This window comes from Rahnella sp. P4_A8, from assembly GCF_056402435.1.
In genome coordinates, this window is the sequence record NZ_JBFUHK010000258.1 from 1 (window position 1) to 1181 (window position 1181).

Genomic DNA, 1181 nt, shown 5'->3' on the forward strand with positions numbered 1-1181 from the left:
CTAACTCGAGGTGGCGTATATTACGCTTTCCTCATTCAGTGTCAACCGTTTATTTTATCCGGTTGCCGCTGTTTTTAATCTTTCCGACCCGGTCACTTCGTGATGTTGTTCACGTTGTTCCCTGTCGATGGAGCGGCATTATAGGGATCCGAATTTTTTGCACAAGCCTTTTTTCCAATAAAAGGATCGACTGCGTGTTTTTCGACCCCTTCGCAGAGATCTCACCCGATCTGCTGTTTTTAACGCCGATCTTATCGCCCCTCAATTGGTATTTCCCCCGACCCGAACTATATTGCCAAGATTAATACTCACTTACGGGGTACTTCAGATGTCTCAGACTTTACGTTCTTATCAGGGATTAACACCAACATTGGGTGAAAGAGTGATGGTGGATCCCTCAAGCGTGGTGATTGGCGATGTGGATCTGGCTGATGACGTCAGTATCTGGCCACTGGTTGTAATACGTGGTGATGTCAATAATGTGGTTATCGGCTGTCGGACTAATGTGCAGGATGGAAGTGTGCTCCATGTGACTCATCAGTCACGACATAATCCCGAGGGGCACCCTCTTATTATTGGGGAAGACGTCACTGTCGGGCATAAGGCGATGCTGCATGGTTGCACGATCGGAAACAGAGTTTTGGTCGGAATGGGATCAATACTGCTGGACGGGGCTATCGTCGAAGACGATGTCATGATTGGCGCAGGCAGTCTGGTTCCACCTGGGAAAACACTCGAAAGTGGCTACCTCTATTTAGGAAGTCCTGTTAAGCAGATACGAGAACTGACTTCTGATGAACTCGCAGGACTGACAYACTCTTCTAATAATTATGTGACATGGAAAGATCTCTATCTTTCACAGGAGCAATAAGAAGCGTACTGCCTGAACAGTAATAAATCTGATTGTTCAGGCATTTCACAATCACCCCAGCAAGTCTTTCTTTAGCTCCTCAAGCACTGGTTCTATTTGGGGCATCACCCCATGCCACAGATAAAAAGCGTGCGCTGCCTGCCCCACCAGCATCCCCAGCCCGTCTGCATAATGAGTTACCCCATTATTTTTCGCCCAGGTGATAAAAGGCGTTAAACCCGACTGATAAAACATGTCGTAGACGCGGGTCTGCGTCGTCAGCACACTTTCGGGGATCTCTGGGATCTGACCTTTAATACCCGATGCAGTA

At 47.7% G+C, this 1181-nt stretch carries 1 protein-coding gene and 1 pseudogene; one reads left to right on the top strand and one right to left on the bottom strand.

Going from position 1 to position 1181, the window contains the following annotated elements; genetic code table 11:
• Nucleotides 1–328: 328 nt before the first annotated feature.
• Nucleotides 329–871: a gamma carbonic anhydrase family protein gene (locus AC1DUO_RS25225; protein ID WP_477989425.1), complete on the top strand. Its 543-nt coding sequence runs from the start codon at nucleotides 329–331 to the stop codon at nucleotides 869–871.
• Nucleotides 872–922: 51 nt separating this feature from the next.
• On the opposite strand, the pseudogene AC1DUO_RS25230 reads toward AC1DUO_RS25225, so the two are convergent.
• A pseudogene (locus tag AC1DUO_RS25230) lies at nucleotides 923–1181 on the bottom strand (shikimate dehydrogenase); the annotation flags it as partial.